We start from the raw sequence: 14,468 nt of genomic DNA on the forward strand, positions 1-14,468 counted from the left end.
TTCAATGACTGACACTGTTTGGGCGCCGGACGGCGGCAACCTGGTGGTACACGCAGACAACGCGGACTTCCTCCCCACGCTGCCGGACGGCGCCTTCACACTCATCTACGTGGACCCTCCCTTCAACACAGGAAGGGTCCAGCGCCGCCAGGAGACGCGCATGGTCCGTAACGCGGACGGCGACGGCGACAGGGTCGGCTTCAAGGGCCGCTCCTACGACACCATCAAGGGCGCACTCCACAGCTACGATGACGCCTTCAGCGACTACTGGTCCTTTTTGGAGCCGAAGCTCGTAGAGGCCTGGCGCCTGCTGTCCGAAGACGGCACCCTGTACCTGCACCTGGACTACCGGGAAGTCCACTATGCCAAAGTGATGCTGGATGCGATCTTCGGCCGCGAGTGCTTCCTGAATGAAATCATCTGGGCCTACGATTACGGGGCGCGGGCAAAAAACCGTTGGCCCACCAAGCACGACAACATCCTGGTGTACGTCAAGAACCCGGCCAAGTACCACTTCGACAACTCCGAAGTCGACCGTGAACCCTACATGGCACCGGGACTGGTGACGCCTGCCAAGCGCGAACTCGGCAAGCTTCCCACCGACGTATGGTGGCACACCATCGTCTCCCCTACCGGGCGTGAAAAAACCGGCTACCCCACCCAGAAGCCCGAAGGCCTCGTCCGGCGGATCGTCTCGGCCTCAAGCCGCAAGGGCGACTGGTGCCTGGACTTCTTCGCGGGCTCCGGAACCCTGGGGGCTGTCGCTGCGAAACTGGGCAGGAACTTCGTCTGCGTCGATCAGAACGAGCAGGCGATCGACGTCATGCGCAAGCGGCTGGGAAGCAAGGCCCTGTTCCACTCCCCGTCCGCAACAGCCCAGGACCAGTTGGGCGCTACTTCCTAGCGGACCACCCGGCTGCCGGTGGCCAACTCCTCGATGCGGGCGAGCGCGTCCGGCGAGGTCAGGTTCTCCCCCAACAGGTTCGGTTTTCCCGCCCCGTGGTAGTCCGACGAACCGGTGACCAGGAGGTCGTGCTCGGCGGCCAGCTTCCGGAGGAACAGCCGGCCTTCCTCCGGATTGTCCCGGTGCTCGATCTCCAGGCCCATGAGCCCGGCGTCGATCATCTCTTTGTACGTCTTCTCCCCCACGATGCGTCCCCTGGACGAAGCCACCGGATGGGCGAAGACCGGAACTCCGCCTGCGGCGCGGACAAGCCCGACGGCGAGGGCCGGGTCAGGAGCGTAATGCTGTACGAAGTACCGCGAGTGGGACGTGAGGATCGTGGCAAAGGCTTCCGAACGGTCGGAGACCACGCCTGCGGCGACCAAGGCGTCGGCGATGTGCGGGCGCCCCACAGTGGCACCCGGGGCAACGTGGTGGATTACGTCATCCCACGTGAGCGGATAGTCTTCCGACAGCAGGGTGACCATCCGCTCTGCGCGCGTCAGCCGTGCGTCCTTTGATTTGGTGATTTCTTCCAGCAGTCCGGGGTGGTCGGGATCGTGCAGGTAGCTGAGCAGATGGACGCTGATTCCCTGTTCCGTGCGGCAGGAAATCTCCATTCCGGGGACGAACACCACTCCGTGCCTGCCCGCCGCCGCGGCTGCTTCGTTCCACCCGTCCGTGGAGTCGTGGTCGGTCAAGGCCACCACGTCAAGGCCGGCGGAGGCCGCCGAGGCGATGACACCGGCCGGGGCTTCGGTTCCGTCGGAAACATTGGAGTGCGCATGCAGGTCAATCCTCACTTCCCCAGCCTAGGGGATGCGGACCGGCAAGGAGCGCAGCGCCGTTGGCCTCCTTCCTGAACTGGTGGGACGATGTAACGGTGAATGTTGCCGAAAACACCCAAAACATGGACTCCACAAATTCCCAGCCCCTGCAGGAACGCGTCAACAACCGTTCCCAGCGGCCCACGTCAGATGCCTTCAAGGCATTCATGGCCAGCAACTGGGCGCCCGCTCCGCAGGTGACCCCTGCGCGCGACGCCGTTGCGGACCACGCCGCCCGCCGCCGTCGTTCCATCTCCGAACTGTTCAAGGGCGAACGGCTCGTCATCCCCGCCGGTCCCCTGAAGGTCCGCTCCAACGACTGCGACTACCGTTTCCGCCCGCATTCCGGATTCGCGCACCTCACCGGCCTGGGACTGGACCACGAACCCGACGCTGTCCTGATCCTCGAGCCCGTGGCTGAGGGCAAGGGCGACGACGGCGGCCACCACACGGCCACCCTGTACTTCCGTCCGCTGGCCGGCCGGGACACCGAACAGTTCTACGCCGACTCCCGTGCGGGTGAGTTCTGGATCGGCCCACGCCCCACGCTCGCCGAGTTCGAGGCCCGCCTCGGCCTGCCCACGGCCCATATTTCCGAACTTGAGGTGGCCATCACCAAGAACGTCGGCGCGCCTGAAATCGGGGGCATCTCCATCCGCCTGGTCCGCAAGGTGGATGAAAACATCGACGCCCTGGTGGACACTGCGCGTTACAACACGGCCAAGGATCCCGAGAACCTGGACCTGGGTGAACTCGATGCCCTGGACGAAAAGCTCTCCGAAGCACTCTCCGAACTCCGCCTGATCAAGGACGAGTGGGAGATCGAGCAGATGAAGACCGCCGTTGCGGCAACCGTGGAGGGCTTCGCCGACGTGGTCCGGGCACTGCCCCGCGCCCTCACGCACAAGCGTGGCGAACGCGTGGTGGAAGGTGCGTTCTTTGCCCGTGCCCGTGAAGAAGGCAACGAACTCGGCTACGACACCATCGCAGCATGCGGCAACAACGCCACTGTGTTGCACTGGAACAGGAATACCGGCACGGTCAATGCCGGGGAGCTCCTGCTCCTGGACGCCGGGGTGGAAGCCGACTCCCTCTACACCGCCGATGTCACCCGGACGCTGCCCGCCAACGGCTCCTTCACGGATATCCAGCGCAAGGTCTACGAGGCTGTCCTGGATGCCGCCGACGCCGGATTCGCCGCAGCCCGGCCAGGCGTCCGCTTCCGGGACATCCACACGGCGGCCACCACTGTGCTCGCCGAGCGCCTGGCCGAATGGGGCCTGTTGCCCGTGTCCGTGGAAGAAGCCATCAGCCCCGAAGGCCAGCAGCACCGCCGGTGGATGCCGCACGGTACCAGCCACCACCTGGGCCTGGATGTCCACGACTGTGCGCAGGCCAAACGGGAGCTCTACCTGGACGGCATCCTCACCGAGGGCATGGTCTTCACCATCGAGCCCGGTCTCTACTTCAAGGCCGAAGACCTCGCCATCCCCGAGGAATACCGTGGCATCGGTGTCCGCATCGAAGACGACATCCTGATGACCGCGAACGGACCGGTCAACCTCAGCGCCGCGCTGCCGCGCAAGGCCGACGACGTCGAGTCGTGGATGGCCGGCATCTACCACGAAGCCCAGGGCTGAGTTCCTTCATCTCCGCCGCATCATGCGGCAACAGCAAAGGCCACCGGATATCCGGTGGCCTTTGCTGTTAAGCCTGGTGCCTGGTGGCCAAGCCTGGTGCCTACTGTTAAGCCTGGTGCCGGGGAGACTCGCCGTCGCCGGACTCCTGGCCGCTATCCTGCGACGGGGGGTTCTGGCCCTCCGTGACCCGTACACCGTACTGCGGACGGCCGTCCGGCAAGTCCGGATAACGCATGGAGGACGGAGCCGGGGTTGCCTGCCCGTTCACGGCGCTGGAACCTGAAGGCTGCGGGGCGGTGTTTCCTGCTCCTTGGCCCTGCTGGTCCTGCCCGCGCTGGTCCTGGCCGTGCTGGTCCTGGCCGCGCTGGCCGTAAGGATCGTTCCAGGTCGAGGGACGCTCCGGTGCCTGCCCGGGCTGCTGGAAGTTCTGCGGGTTGTAGTGGTGGGCCTGTCCGGCCGCCGCCTGGGACGGGTTCATGGGCAGTTGCTGGAGAAGGCGCCGGGCCTCGTGCGCTGCCTCAAAGGAAACAATGACGTCGTAGTTGGTGGCCACCACCTGGCTGGTGGACGTGAAATCCCTCTTACCGCGCTGGGTGGCGTAGGTGACGATGCCGAACAGCATGAAGAAAGCAGCACCCATCAGGACCGAAGTGATGATGGAGAAGGGACCACCGGACGGGGCGAAGAAGGACAACATAACGCCCACGAACAAGCCGAACCACATGCCGCTCAATGCGCCGGACAAGGCAACCCGCGGGTAGCTCAGGCGGCCCGTGACCCGCTCCACCATTTTGAGGTCGTTTCCAACGATCGACACCATCTGCACCGGGAACTGCTGGTCCGCCAGGTAGTCCACCGCCTTCTGGGCATCCAAATAGGAGGTGTACGAGCCTACCGTGTCTCCTTGGGGGACGCTGCGGGATTCCTCAACTGCTTTGGGGGCACCAAAAATGTTCGACATAGCCCCATTCTGTCGCATGGACATGTGAAGCGGCTGGAATTCAGCTAAAAGAGAGCAGACTCGGTAGATTGTAAACATGAGCACACATCCCTCCCGCGTCTTTGTCGCGCGCCTGCTCGGCCTGGACGTCTTCGACCCCTTGGGCGATCGTCTTGGCCGCCTGCGCGACGTCGTGGTGCTTTCAAGAGGGACCCGCGGAGCGCCGCATGTGGTGGGCATCGTGGTGGAAGTGCCCGGCAAGAAACGCGTGTTCGTGCCGATGACCCGCATTACGTCCATCGACCAGACCCAGATCATCTGCACCGGACTGGTCAACCTGCGACGCTTTGAACAGCGCGGCGCCGAAACCCTGGTGGTGGCCGAGATGTTCGACCGCCGGGTGACCCTGGCCGATGGCAGCGGTGACGCCACGATCGAAGACATCGCCATGGACCAGCACCGCTCCAAGGACTGGTTCGTCAGCAAACTCTTCGTCCGCCGGGGCCATTCCTTCTCCGCCCTCAGCCGGCTCAGGCGCAACGAAACCCTGATCATCGACTGGGCCGATGCCCAAACGGGTGCCCGCAACGAGCCCCAGGCCGCCACACAGTTCGTGGCAACCCATGAGGACCTCAAGCCCGCCGACTTCGCTGAAGCCCTGCAGGAAATGAGCGACAAACGCCGCTTCGAAGTAGCCAGCGAACTGCAGGACGAGCGCCTTGCCGACGTCCTCCAGGAACTCCCTGAAGATGACCAGGTGGAAATCCTCTCCGCCCTGGACGTGGAGCGCGCTGCGGACGTGCTGGAAGAGATGGACCCCGACGACGCCGCCGACCTCCTGGCCGAACTGCCCTCTGCGCAGGCTGAGGAACTCCTCCAGCTCATGGAACCGCAGGAAGCCGAGGATGTCCGCAGGCTCCTGGAGTACGACGAAGACACCGCCGGTGGCCTGATGACCCCGGTGCCGGTCATCCTTCCTCCGGAAGCCACGGTTGCCGAAGCCCTCGCCCACGTCCGGCGCGAGGAACTCTCCCCCGCCCTCGCTTCCTCCATCTTTATTACCCGCCCACCGCTGGAGACTCCCACCGGGCGGTTCCTGGGCGTGGTCCACATCCAGCAGCTCCTGCGGTTTCCACCCCCTGAACCGCTGGGCAACCTCGTGGACAAGAACCTGGAACCGGTGTCGGACCAGGCACACATCAGCGAAGTAGCCCGGACCCTGGCCACGTACAACCTCAACTCGCTGCCCGTCGTCGACGATGACGGCCGTCTTGTGGGGGCGGTGACTGTTGATGACGTGCTGGATCACCTGTTGCCGGATGACTGGCGCGCCCACGAGGACGACGCCCCTGTAAGGAAACTCGGAGGCCGCATTGGCTGAGAACAACGCCCCCCGTTCCCCCAAAGCCCCGGGCCGCTCCACCAGCAGCCTTGACACTCCGCTGAGCGGACGCAAACGCATCCTGCCCAAGTTCTCGCCGAACCCGGACGCCTTTGGCATCGCGACCGAGGGCTTTGCCCGGTTCATGGGAACGCCGCAGTTCCTGCTGTACATGACGATCTTCTGCGTGTTCTGGCTGGCGTGGAACACCTTCGCGCCTACAGACTGGCAGTTCGACCGGGTGGAGCTCGGTTTCACCCTCCTGACGCTCATGCTGTCCCTCCAGGCCTCCTACGCTGCTCCGCTGCTGCTGTTGGCCCAGAACCGCCAGGACGACCGCGACCGTGTGTCCCTGCAGCAGGACCGCCAGCGCGCGGAGCGCAACCTGTCCGATACCGAATACCTCACCCGCGAACTCGCGTCCCTCCGCATCGCCCTCCGCGAAGTCGCAACCCGAGACTACGTCCGGGCCGAACTCCGGAGCCTCCTGGAGGACATCATCGAGGCCCAGGAAGAACTGCGGGACGGCGAATCCACGACCGAGGGCCAGGAATCCACCGCGGACAAAGTCAAGGAACGGCTGAAGGACAAGCGCGACAAATCACGGGGACCCCGTACGCAGCAGATCCCCAAAGTCAGGCCGCCGCGCGCACGGCCCGACTCCTCCGGCACCAAGCCGGCCACACCCGAAAACCCCGAAAGCCGAGCCTGACTCCATGAGCACCGCAACCGCCGAGGCACTGCATGCTGCCCTGGCAACCGTCATCGACCCCGAACTCCGGCGTCCCATTACCGAACTCGGCATGGTGGATTCCGTAGAGGCTGATCCTGACGGCATGGTCCGCGTGACCGTCCTGCTGACCATTGCAGGCTGCCCGCTCCGCGACACTATTGTGGGCGATGCCACCCGGGCGCTCTCGGCCGTTGCCGGGGTGACAGGCGTGGAGGTGGACCTCCAGGTCATGACGCAGGATCAGCGCGAAGCCCTCAAGGAAAAACTCCGGGGGCCAGGAGGCCAGCGCGGCATCCCGTTCACACAGCCCGGGTCACTCACCAAGGTTTACGCCGTAGCAAGCGGCAAAGGCGGCGTGGGCAAGTCCTCGGTGACTGTTAACCTGGCGTGTGCCTTGGCAGCGCAGGGACTGCGGGTGGGGATCGTGGATGCCGACGTCCACGGTTTTTCCGTTCCGGCCCTGATGGGAATCACCCAGAAGCCCACGCAGGTGGACGACATGATCCTGCCACCGGTTGCCTACGGCGTGAAAGTCATCTCGATCGGCATGTTCGTTGCCGGCAACCAGCCCGTTGCGTGGCGTGGCCCCATGCTGCACCGTGCCCTGGAGCAGTTCCTGACCGATGTCTACTTCGGAGACTTGGACGCCCTCTTCCTGGACCTTCCGCCCGGAACCGGAGACATCGCCATCTCCGTGGCGCAGCTTCTCCCCAACGCCGAAATCCTGGTGGTTACGACTCCCCAGGCGGCAGCGGCGGACGTCGCCGAGCGGGCCGGAACCATCGCCACCCAAACAGGACAGAAGGTGGCCGGCGTCATCGAGAACATGTCTTTCCTGGAAATGCCCGACGGCGGCAGGATGGAAGTGTTCGGAAGTGGCGGTGGTGCCACCCTGGCTGAGAGGCTGAGCGCCGCCGTGGGAACCGAAGTGCCCCTTCTGGGGCAGATCCCCCTGGATATCAGGCTCCGCGAGGGCGGCGATACAGGAAAGCCGGTGGTCCTGGCCACGAACGGCGAATCCTCACAGGGCGCCGCTGCGGCTACTGCCTTGACCGCCATTGCCGGGAAGCTCGCCTCACGTCCACGGGGCTTGGCGGGCATGCCGTTGGGGATCCAGCCCAGATAACGTCGCCGCCGGACCGCCACGCAGGGAGGGGCGGTCCGCCTATGGGACTACCAGGTGTTGTTCTGCACAGCTCAGGTAGCCTCAGTGTCGAACGGTGCGGCTTCGCCTTCGGCCAGCCGTTCGATCATGCGGGCAGGAGCCTTGGGCTTGGTGTCGGCCGTTGCTGCCGCGACTGTTGCGGCGGCCGCCGGGGCCCCCGCATTCACTGGAGCGGAATCGTCGTCCAGCAACGCATCCTTAATGATGCGGCGGGGATCATACTGCCGGGGATCGTACTTCTTCCAGTCGACTTCATCGATGTCGATGCCGACTTCTTCCTTGATCTGCTCGCGGGCGCCGGAGGCCATACGGCGGACCTCGCGCACCAGGTTGGCGAGCTTCTGGGTGTATTCGGGCAAACGGCTGGGACCGATCACGAGTACGCCGATGATCAGTAGGAGTATGAACTCCGGGCCGTTGATTCCAAGCACGCTACGAAGATTACCTTGTCTGTGGGAACCCTCATAAACCGGCAGTGCGCAGGAGTGTTTGAAGGCCCCGAAGCAACCGTCCGGGCCATTCTTCGCCGGTTTCAGCATCCGTCCGCGCGGTCATCGAGTCACCTGCACGGACAAGTTCCGGAACGGCGTCGTCCGCCAGGTCTGCCGGCAGGTCCGACGCGTAGCTGATAACCGCCGTCGACGTCCTGTAAACAGCCTCCCACGGCTGCCCTTGCGTGACCGTCAGCCGTGCTGATGACGTCCCTCCGGAGAAGGAAGGCTCCAGGTGTTCCTCGGTGACGGTGGCGTAATGGCCGTTGCTTTCAAGCCGCAGTTCAACAGCGGGATGGCCGTTGTGGAGCGTGGCCTTGGCACCGACCACCGTGAAACCGAGTGACTCGAGTTCAGGACAGGCCCACCCCTGGTCACGCAAGGCATCCAGTTGCCCTGCGGTCAGAGCCACGGAATTGCCCGGGCTGAACTCCTGGTGCGCCACGGGACCGCCTCCATCGCCCGTCACGGCGGCGCTCAGCGGGGAACTGCCGGAACCGGCGGCAAGGGAGGCTGCGGGCGCGCCGTCGCCAGCCACCGTGTAGGCGGCAACGCCCAAGGCTCCCACACTGATCACCAGCGAAGCCACACCGATGCCCGCCGCCCGCAGCGTCCGTCCGGCACCGGAGCGGGGCGCGGGTGAAGCAGGGGTTTGCTCGCTCGCAAGCCGCTGGGTGTGCAGCAGAAGCCGGGCGGTGAGCTCATGGCTGGCCTCCGGGACTGCGGCACCACGCAGCCGTTCCAGGTACTCCCGCTCGCGCTTCAGGGCTGCGCGGCACTCCGTGCACCGTTCAAGGTGCGCCGGATTCCGCGAATGGCGCAGGGCAGCCAGATGGTGCCGGGCCAAAGGACCCGGACGCTCAGTGCGTCGAACCATCGACTGCCTAAAGGATGCCGGCGATGCGGGGCATCTTAAGCCGGGGTTTGCGGGCACCGGCCGCCCGGGGATCCCGGTGGGCGAGCTTTTCCCGCAACATGGTCCGGCCACGGTGGATGCGCGACCTTACGGTGCCGAGCTTGACTCCCAGCGCCTCGGCGACTTCGTCGTAGGACAAGCCTTCGAGGTCGCACAGTACGACGGCGGCACGGAAGTCCGGCGGCAATTCCTCCAGGGCGCGCTGGACGTCGAGATCCAGGTTGTTGTGCTCGAAGCTCTGCTCCGGTCCGGGCTCGCGCCCGGGCAGGCGGGACTCAGCATCCTCGGCGAGGGCATCGAAGCGGATGCGGCTCTTGCGGCGGGCCTGGTCGAGGAAGAGGTTGGTGGTGATCCGGTGCAGCCAGCCATCGAGAGTGCCGGGCTTGAAGTTCTCCAGCGACCTGAAGACACGGACGAAGACCTCCTGGGTGAGGTCCTCGGCGTCGAACTTGTTGCCGGTCAGGCGGTAGGCAAGGCGGTAGACCTTGGCAGAGTGGTTGGACACCACTTCTTCCCAGCTGGGCATGACCCAGTCGCTTGCCGCCTCAAGGCTTGCTGATGTTTGGACAGGCGCAGCATGCGATGCCGGCATCGTCCACTCCCCTCACACTGTGGTTCACCGTACGTTATTCGGTGCCGGTCACCCCGCTGGATGGCCGGAGCATTATCATGTCAAGTTTGTCTGGGAGTTTCCTGACTAAAGGCGCATTTTCCGGACAACTTCCAGAGGAGGCAGCGAGGCCTTCGGACACACTTCCGCTCCGCCCTCAACGCCCGAAGGAAAGCCTCCCACCCAGTAGTCTGGTAGTGACACCCCCATTACCCGCCGAAAGCGATCACTTCATGAGTGCCGACAAGTCAACCAGCTGGTCCTACGCAGAAGATCTGCCTGCCGAGGACGACGTCTTGTTGCGCGCCAGGGAACGGTCCTTCGAGCTGGGCGTCACCCCGGTCAGTCCGGGCGTGGGCGCTGTACTGACCGTCCTCGCCGCAGCATCCAAGGCCCAGACCGCGGTGGAAGTGGGTTCGGGCGCGGGAGTCTCCGGCGTCTGCCTCCTGCGTGGACTTGGTCCCCAGGCCGTGCTCACCACGATCGACGTGGACGTCGAACACCTCAAGGCCGCCCGGGAGGCCTTCCTGGAGTCGGGAAGCCCCGCCAACCGCACGCGGACCATCTCCGGACGCGCCGCGGATGTCCTTCCGCGGCTCACGGACTCCGCCTACGACCTCGTCTTCATCGACGCGGACAAACCCAATTTCCCCAACTATGTTGAGCAGGCGATCCGGCTGCTCAAGCGCGGCGGCACGCTGGTCATTAACGACGCCTTGGACAAGGACCGGGTTTCAAACCCGGCGGCGCGGGATTCAACCACTGTGGTCCTGCGCCAGGTGGGCAAATCGATCAGGGACGACGAGCGCCTTGCCTCGGCAATGCTGCCTACCGGCGATGGCCTTCTGGTGGCCGTGAAGAAATAGCCGCGAATTCGTTGCGGGCTTTGCTCCGGCATTCCGTAAAAACTGCCGGGGATTAAACAAAAGCAGGGCAACGGCTTCATGCCGTGCCCTGCCAGTGAATCTTCCATGCGCTCTATTCGGTCACGCCTACAAGGCATTCCTTGAGGTTCTCCGCCTCGGTGGCATTGAGCTCTACCACAAGCCGCCCTCCGCCTTCGAGCGGCACACGCATGATCAGGCTGCGGCCCTCCTTGGTCACTTCCATAGGGCCGTCGCCGGTACGTGGTTTCATAGCCGCCATTAGGAAAATCCCCTCCATTTGTCCCAAGTCACGCCCAACCCGGCCGGGCTGGATCAGCGTTAGCAATTGCAGCCGGCGGCAACGCTTTGGAGGCCGCCTTGGCCGGGCACTTTTACGTGCTTTTGTCCTTGCTCGTTTTCCATTATCCCGTACTTACCCATCCGTAGCGAATCAATGGATTAATGACGGGCACAGATTCACGGTGGATAGTCGCCGCCACCGGGCAAGGGAGCCCATGCCCACAGCCAGACCACCCAAACGATCTGGAGCAGGAAAAACATCACCACGACAGTGCCCCGGTAAGCCTTGGACTTCGACAGCAGCACCGCGGCCAGGGCCAGCGGGAACAACGGCAAAAGCATGCGGAACGTACTGGTCTGCGGGTGGAGAAAGGTGATCAGGTACCCCATGTAGCAGGCGCACCAAAGCCGCAACTCAGTTCCCAGGGCGCGGACCGGCCTGGACATCATCATGAGGACAAACAACCCGGCAAAGACGAAGGGAGCGAGCACGCCCAGGAACGGACCGAACAGCATCCGCCCGGTATCGAACCAGGGCTTGAAGGGCACCAGGTCGTGCCCTCGCCACGCCGTCTCGGTCCGTGTATATGCCGTGGGGTCTCCGGTGACCGCCCAGGCGATGGCCGGCCATGCCAAGGCTCCCGTCCCTGCCACCAGCACCAGGACGGCAAGGCGGACGAGGTCGGGAGTCGACGTCGTGGTTCCGTCCCGGGACCCGCCGGGAGCGTTCGGACCGAAACGCTGCCACAGCCGCCATACCAGGAGCAGTCCCAGCATCGCGGCAAAGGGCACCCCCGTGGGCCGGGACAGGCACATGAGGATCACCACCGGAATGGCGGCAAGGTAGTGCCGGCGCACCACGAGCAGCAGCGAGGACGCCAGGAGGAACAGGTTGAGGGACTCGGCGTAGGGCACCTGCAAAATGGGAGATACCGGGAAGGTGGACATGAAGACCACGCCCCACAGTGCTGCCTTCCGGCTGCCGGCTTCGCGGAACAGCTTGTACACGACCAGCGCTGCCGCAAGTCCGGCCACCATCGCGATCACAGTCAACGACGGGAGGGTTCCCCACCCTGTCATGGCACTGAGCCCGCGGCCAAGGAAGGGGAAGAGCGCATAGAAAGCCCACGCGTTTTCCTTGACTACTCCGTTTTGGTCAACGGGAAGCTCACTGGGGTAGCCGGACTCTGCTGCCTGCTGGTACCAGCGGCCATCCCAGATCGTGATGAAGCTCCAGTAGTCGGGAGCAGGCGGGAACCAGGGATTGGTGCCTTGGTGCACCGCAGCCGCCATGAAGATGCAGGCACTGACGAGCCGGGCGGCGACGAAGACCGCTGAAACCTGCAGCCACCACGGCCACTGTCCCATGCGTGCGGCCGCCCGCGACAACGCGCCGGTGATCAGGGGCACCGGGCCTTCGGTGGATGGCGCGGCAGGGACCGGCGCGGTCACGGTGCCAAGTGGCCGGCGTCGCTTTCCCCGGCCCGGGAGGATGGCTGTGAACCGGAGCGTGGGTGGGCGGAAAGACGTTGGATTTCGCGGTCCTTCGCTTCCAGCTGGTCCTTGAGCTCGTCGAGGACCTGGTCCACCTGGTCCATCCGGTAACCCCGCAGGCCCAAACCGAACCTCAAGGCATCGACGTCGGCTGCCGTCGCGTCAGCCGGCAGGAGGACGGGAGGCAGGTTGGGGACGGGCTCATCAAGGCCTGCGCCCATCCTGCCTCCGCGCACGAGTCCCGCACCCAGATACAGGGCAGCTCCAATGAGGACGACCGCGAGGAAAACGAGGAAAAAGCTCACAGCCACCATCGTGCCAGATAGCCGGCCCTATTCCGGCCGCTGCTCCCCGGTCGGGCTCGGAAGGGGCGCTCCATGCAGCACGCGGTGGACGGCGTCGGCGGGGTCGTCCACCAACTGGATGAGGTCGAGGTCTTTCTCGGAAACCATTCCCTCGGCCACCAGGGTGTCGCGGATCCATTCGATCATGGGTCCCCAGAAACGGACGCCCAACAGGACGATCGGGAACGACGTGACCTTGCGTGTCTGCACCAGGACCATGGCCTCGAACAGCTCGTCAAGGGTACCCAGCCCGCCGGGGAGGACCACGAAGCCCTGGGCGTACTTGACGAACATGGTCTTCCGGGCGAAGAAGTACCGGAAGTTGATGCCCAGGTCCACCCACGGGTTCAGGCCCTGTTCGAACGGCAACTCAATGCCAAGTCCCACGGACACGCCGTTGCCCTCCACAGCGCCCTTGTTGGCAGCCTCCATGGAGCCCGGCCCGCCACCGGTAATGACGGCGACACCGGCTTCTGCGAGCTTGCGTCCCACATCGACGGCCATGTCGTAGTACTCCGTACCGGGCCGCGTCCGGGCGGAACCGAACACGCTCACCGCAGGGCCCAGGTCCGCCAACGCACCAAAGCCCTCCACGAACTCGCTTTGGATCCGCAGGACGCGCCAGGGGTCGGTGTGGATGAATTGGCCGGCGCCCTTTGAATCGAGCAAATGCTGGTCCGACATTCCCGCATCCGCCTGTTTGCGCCGAAGCTCCAAGGGGCCTTTGTGCTTGGCCGGTGCAATGTCCGACGGAAGGGGCACAGTGCCGCCTGACCTTCCATTGGCATCCGGATGGGGAACTGGGTGCTGGCTGATGCTCATTGCCCAAGGCTAGCGTGCATGGGCGCGTACGCTGCCCCAGCGACCCGGTTCTTGCATTGCAGTTGCGGTACGGGTCCGGGAAGCAGGTTTCTGTTCAGTCACGATCTTGGAGAACTTGCCGTGACCGTGGTCATAATTGCATCTTTGTTCGCTAGATTCGTCGTATGACTACTCATGTGTCCGGCGATGCTCTCGTCTCCCTGAATGGCGTCAACAAACACTACGGTCAATTGCACGTCCTCAAAGACATCAACCTTCAGGTCAAGAAGGGCGAAGTCGTGGTGGTCATCGGACCCTCGGGTTCCGGCAAGTCCACCCTGTGCCGTGCGATCAACCGTCTTGAAACGATCGACGACGGCGAGATCGCGATCGATGGGAAGAAGCTCCCCGAGGAAGGCAAGGAACTCGCGCACCTACGCGCCGATGTCGGGATGGTCTTCCAGTCCTTCAACCTGTTCGCCCACAAGACGATCCTGGAGAACGTCACCCTGGGGCCGATCAAGGTCAAAGGCGTTGCCAAGGGAACTGCTGAACGCGAGGCCATGGCCCTCCTGGAACGCGTAGGCGTTGGCCACCAGGCTCCCAAGCTCCCCGCGCAGCTCTCGGGCGGACAGCAGCAGCGTGTTGCGATCGCCCGGGCGCTGGCCATGAAGCCCAAGGTCATGCTGTTCGATGAGCCGACCTCGGCACTGGACCCGGAAATGATCAATGAGGTCCTGGACGTCATGATCCAACTGGCCAAGGAAGGCATGACCATGATCGTGGTCACCCACGAGATGGGTTTTGCCCGCAAGGCAGCCGACCGCGTGGTGTTCATGGCCGACGGCCAGATCGTCGAAGATGCCGCTCCCGAGGAGTTCTTCACGAACCCCCGGAGCAACCGTGCCAAGGACTTCCTGTCCAAGCTTCTGACCCACTAGTCCTCCCAGGCCCACATCCAGGCCCCCAGGCCGGCACCCAGGCCGCAAGGACCGCACCCAGGCCGTAAAGCGGCCC

At 64.5% G+C, this 14,468-nt stretch carries 16 protein-coding genes; 7 read left to right on the forward strand and 9 right to left on the reverse strand.

The window, feature by feature from the left end:
- Positions 1 to 4: 4 nt before the first annotated feature.
- Positions 5 to 904: a DNA-methyltransferase gene (locus ACPFL9_RS14130; protein ID WP_426003430.1), complete on the forward strand. Its 900-nt coding sequence runs from the start codon at positions 5 to 7 to the stop codon at positions 902 to 904.
- Here ACPFL9_RS14130 and ACPFL9_RS14135 read toward each other — a convergent pair.
- Positions 901 to 1,746, reverse strand: coding sequence for a PHP domain-containing protein (locus ACPFL9_RS14135; RefSeq protein WP_426003431.1), 846 nt, complete (start codon positions 1,744 to 1,746; stop codon positions 901 to 903). The genes ACPFL9_RS14130 and ACPFL9_RS14135 overlap by 4 nt on opposite strands.
- 80 nt (positions 1,747 to 1,826) lie before the next feature.
- On the opposite strand from ACPFL9_RS14135, the gene ACPFL9_RS14140 reads away from it, so the two are divergent.
- The gene (locus ACPFL9_RS14140; protein ID WP_426007580.1) at positions 1,827 to 3,410 is read left to right on the forward strand and encodes an aminopeptidase P family protein; all 1,584 of its coding nucleotides are present in this window, start codon (positions 1,827 to 1,829) and stop codon (positions 3,408 to 3,410) included.
- 106 nt (positions 3,411 to 3,516) lie between these two features.
- Here the strand turns inward: ACPFL9_RS14140 and ACPFL9_RS14145 are convergent, their stop codons facing one another.
- A complete protein-coding gene (locus ACPFL9_RS14145) occupies positions 3,517 to 4,371 on the reverse strand; it encodes a general stress protein (protein ID WP_426003433.1) in 855 nt (284 codons plus the stop codon).
- A gap of 76 nt (positions 4,372 to 4,447) precedes the next feature.
- On the opposite strand from ACPFL9_RS14145, the gene ACPFL9_RS14150 reads away from it, so the two are divergent.
- From ACPFL9_RS14150 to ACPFL9_RS14160, 3 genes are read left to right on the forward strand one after another with little or no spacing between them, the layout of a single operon-like run.
- Positions 4,448 to 5,731: a magnesium transporter gene (locus ACPFL9_RS14150; RefSeq protein ID WP_426003434.1), complete on the forward strand. Its 1,284-nt coding sequence runs from the start codon at positions 4,448 to 4,450 to the stop codon at positions 5,729 to 5,731.
- Positions 5,724 to 6,443 carry a DUF1003 domain-containing protein gene (locus ACPFL9_RS14155; RefSeq protein WP_426003435.1) on the forward strand — a complete coding sequence of 240 codons (720 nt, stop codon included), beginning with the start codon at positions 5,724 to 5,726 and terminating at the stop codon, positions 6,441 to 6,443. Before ACPFL9_RS14150 ends, ACPFL9_RS14155 begins: the two co-directional genes overlap by 8 nt.
- Before the next feature lie 4 nt (positions 6,444 to 6,447).
- Positions 6,448 to 7,590 carry an Mrp/NBP35 family ATP-binding protein gene (locus ACPFL9_RS14160; protein WP_426003437.1) on the forward strand — a complete coding sequence of 381 codons (1,143 nt, stop codon included), beginning with the start codon at positions 6,448 to 6,450 and terminating at the stop codon, positions 7,588 to 7,590.
- A gap of 71 nt (positions 7,591 to 7,661) precedes the next feature.
- On the opposite strand, the gene ACPFL9_RS14165 is transcribed toward ACPFL9_RS14160, so the two are convergent.
- From ACPFL9_RS14165 to sigE, 3 genes are read right to left on the reverse strand one after another with little or no spacing between them, the layout of a single operon-like run.
- On the reverse strand, positions 7,662 to 8,060 hold the full coding sequence (locus ACPFL9_RS14165) for a Sec-independent protein translocase TatB (RefSeq protein WP_426003438.1): 399 nt from the start codon (positions 8,058 to 8,060) through the stop codon (positions 7,662 to 7,664).
- A gap of 31 nt (positions 8,061 to 8,091) precedes the next feature.
- Positions 8,092 to 8,997 carry a hypothetical protein gene (locus ACPFL9_RS14170; RefSeq protein WP_426003439.1) on the reverse strand — a complete coding sequence of 302 codons (906 nt, stop codon included), beginning with the start codon at positions 8,995 to 8,997 and terminating at the stop codon, positions 8,092 to 8,094.
- 7 nt (positions 8,998 to 9,004) lie between these two features.
- Positions 9,005 to 9,628 (reverse strand): RNA polymerase sigma factor SigE, encoded by a 624-nt coding sequence (gene sigE / locus ACPFL9_RS14175; RefSeq protein WP_426003440.1) that lies wholly within the window; start codon positions 9,626 to 9,628, stop codon positions 9,005 to 9,007.
- Positions 9,629 to 9,879: 251 nt separating this feature from the next.
- Between sigE and ACPFL9_RS14180 the strand changes: the two genes are divergently transcribed.
- Entirely contained in the window at positions 9,880 to 10,512 is a 633-nt protein-coding gene (locus ACPFL9_RS14180; RefSeq protein WP_426003442.1) for an O-methyltransferase, read from the forward strand.
- 112 nt (positions 10,513 to 10,624) lie between these two features.
- Here ACPFL9_RS14180 and ACPFL9_RS14185 read toward each other — a convergent pair whose 3' ends face one another.
- From ACPFL9_RS14185 to ACPFL9_RS14200, 4 genes are all read right to left on the reverse strand, one after another.
- Positions 10,625 to 10,792, reverse strand: a complete 168-nt coding sequence (locus tag ACPFL9_RS14185) for a DUF3117 domain-containing protein (RefSeq protein WP_364159638.1) — start codon at positions 10,790 to 10,792, stop codon at positions 10,625 to 10,627.
- Positions 10,793 to 10,989: 197 nt separating this feature from the next.
- The gene (locus ACPFL9_RS14190; protein WP_426007582.1) at positions 10,990 to 12,180 is read right to left on the reverse strand and encodes a hypothetical protein; all 1,191 of its coding nucleotides are present in this window, start codon (positions 12,178 to 12,180) and stop codon (positions 10,990 to 10,992) included.
- A gap of 80 nt (positions 12,181 to 12,260) precedes the next feature.
- Positions 12,261 to 12,620, reverse strand: a complete 360-nt coding sequence (locus ACPFL9_RS14195) for a DivIVA domain-containing protein (protein WP_426003443.1) — start codon at positions 12,618 to 12,620, stop codon at positions 12,261 to 12,263.
- Positions 12,621 to 12,638: 18 nt separating this feature from the next.
- Entirely contained in the window at positions 12,639 to 13,472 is an 834-nt protein-coding gene (locus ACPFL9_RS14200) for a TIGR00730 family Rossman fold protein (RefSeq protein ID WP_426003444.1), read from the reverse strand.
- Positions 13,473 to 13,636: 164 nt separating this feature from the next.
- Here ACPFL9_RS14200 and ACPFL9_RS14205 point away from each other — a divergent pair, with 164 nt between their 5' ends.
- The gene (locus ACPFL9_RS14205; protein ID WP_426003446.1) at positions 13,637 to 14,392 is read left to right on the forward strand and encodes an amino acid ABC transporter ATP-binding protein; all 756 of its coding nucleotides are present in this window, start codon (positions 13,637 to 13,639) and stop codon (positions 14,390 to 14,392) included.
- Positions 14,393 to 14,468: the final 76 nt, after the last annotated feature.

Source organism: Paenarthrobacter sp. NyZ202, from assembly GCF_049860755.1.
Taxonomy (GTDB): Bacteria; Actinomycetota; Actinomycetes; order Actinomycetales; family Micrococcaceae; genus Arthrobacter.

What these genes read in the sequence shown, in the direction of transcription:
- ACPFL9_RS14130 (WP_426003430.1), top strand. Translation starts at nt 5, where the DNA reads ATGACTGACACTGTTTGGGCGCCGGACGGCGGCAACCTGGTGGTACAC.
- ACPFL9_RS14145 (WP_426003433.1), bottom strand. Translation starts at nt 4,371, where the DNA reads ATGTCGAACATTTTTGGTGCCCCCAAAGCAGTTGAGGAATCCCGCAGC.
- ACPFL9_RS14150 (WP_426003434.1), top strand. Translation starts at nt 4,448, where the DNA reads ATGAGCACACATCCCTCCCGCGTCTTTGTCGCGCGCCTGCTCGGCCTG.
- ACPFL9_RS14160 (WP_426003437.1), top strand. Translation starts at nt 6,448, where the DNA reads ATGAGCACCGCAACCGCCGAGGCACTGCATGCTGCCCTGGCAACCGTC.
- ACPFL9_RS14170 (WP_426003439.1), bottom strand. Translation starts at nt 8,997, where the DNA reads ATGGTTCGACGCACTGAGCGTCCGGGTCCTTTGGCCCGGCACCATCTG.
- sigE (WP_426003440.1), bottom strand. Translation starts at nt 9,628, where the DNA reads ATGCCGGCATCGCATGCTGCGCCTGTCCAAACATCAGCAAGCCTTGAG.
- ACPFL9_RS14180 (WP_426003442.1), top strand. Translation starts at nt 9,880, where the DNA reads ATGAGTGCCGACAAGTCAACCAGCTGGTCCTACGCAGAAGATCTGCCT.
- ACPFL9_RS14185 (WP_364159638.1), bottom strand. Translation starts at nt 10,792, where the DNA reads ATGGCGGCTATGAAACCACGTACCGGCGACGGCCCTATGGAAGTGACC.
- ACPFL9_RS14190 (WP_426007582.1), bottom strand. Translation starts at nt 12,180, where the DNA reads ATGGGACAGTGGCCGTGGTGGCTGCAGGTTTCAGCGGTCTTCGTCGCC.
- ACPFL9_RS14195 (WP_426003443.1), bottom strand. Translation starts at nt 12,620, where the DNA reads ATGGTGGCTGTGAGCTTTTTCCTCGTTTTCCTCGCGGTCGTCCTCATT.
- ACPFL9_RS14200 (WP_426003444.1), bottom strand. Translation starts at nt 13,472, where the DNA reads ATGAGCATCAGCCAGCACCCAGTTCCCCATCCGGATGCCAATGGAAGG.
- ACPFL9_RS14205 (WP_426003446.1), top strand. Translation starts at nt 13,637, where the DNA reads ATGACTACTCATGTGTCCGGCGATGCTCTCGTCTCCCTGAATGGCGTC.